We start from the raw sequence: 1030 nt of genomic DNA on the forward strand, positions 1-1030 counted from the left end.
AGGCCACCCTCCAGGGGCCTATCGAAGATGGCCCACTCCAGCGAAAGATCATGAAGGCGCTCGACATCCTCATATGGCATCTCGTCGAAATCAGGCTGGACTTGCTCAATGAACTCCTTGTACGCCGCCTCCGCAAAGCCGGGGTAACGGCGCCCGAGGAAATGGATCACGCGGCCGAATTCGACTCCCTGCGCCTGTGGGGACATACATGCTCCTAACTGGCACATCTCATTGGCGCCCATGCCAAGCAGCAGATGTACGGACAAACGAAGACCGGCAACAAGCGCCCATGGAAGGTAAAATGCATACCGAGCGAGCGCGATCGGATTCAATTCTTGCAAGTGCAAATCACCATGTCAACGGCTTGCACAAGGCTGTTCGGTGTAGGCACAAGAAATCGCCCGCAGTCCCATAGCGCCATAAGCGCCCGCTTTGAAGCTCAACCTCCCTTTGGCGCGCAAGCCGCCAGCTGCAAATAAAAGTGAATGAACGCAGGTTGCTTTTGTATCATTTGCAAAATTGCAGGTTACAACCCTTCACCATTGGTGGACAAAGTGAGTAGCCTCGGGTTGCCCGCCCATGAGTTGAACAGATTTCGCGATTAGGGGCCCAATCGTGGCGCCTCCGTCGCCTGCATCAGGCTCGCCGCGACCACCGCACGGCGTGGCCCCCGAGGCAACGCAGTGGGATAATGTCAGCCAAAGAAGACTAGAACGCCCGCAGCAGAGAAGCTGCTGGCATGGCTCGAACCGATAGCGGCAATCGCAAGGAGGACGCACATGAACAGAGAAGGACTGGACGAGCTGATGTCCATCGACCTTGAGACGCGCAGGGATGCGGAGGCGATCCTCTTCGCGCTCGAGCAGGTGCCCGACGGCTTCAACACCACGACCTACCGCGAGCTGGAAGCGCAACTCGGCTGCGATATCGATGTTGCCGAACGCTACCTGTTCGACCTGCACGCGGCCATCATGCTGCTCTCCGAGGCCCATGGCCTCAAGCTCGACATGAGCCGCCACGACTACAAGTT

At 58.0% G+C, this 1030-nt stretch carries 2 protein-coding genes; one reads left to right on the forward strand and one right to left on the reverse strand.

Going from position 1 to position 1030, the window contains the following annotated elements; translation table 11 throughout:
- Window positions 1–206, reverse strand: a 206-nt coding sequence (locus I2E26_RS08870; protein WP_195420441.1) for a hypothetical protein, incomplete at its 3' end; no start/stop codon positions are given.
- A gap of 573 nt (window positions 207–779) precedes the next feature.
- Here I2E26_RS08870 and I2E26_RS08875 point away from each other — a divergent pair.
- Window positions 780–1030, forward strand: a 251-nt coding sequence (locus I2E26_RS08875; RefSeq protein WP_195420442.1) for a hypothetical protein, incomplete at its 3' end; no start/stop codon positions are given.

The sequence above is a fragment of the Collinsella sp. D33t1_170424_A12 genome, from assembly GCF_015554865.1.
Taxonomy (GTDB): Bacteria; Actinomycetota; Coriobacteriia; order Coriobacteriales; family Coriobacteriaceae; genus Collinsella.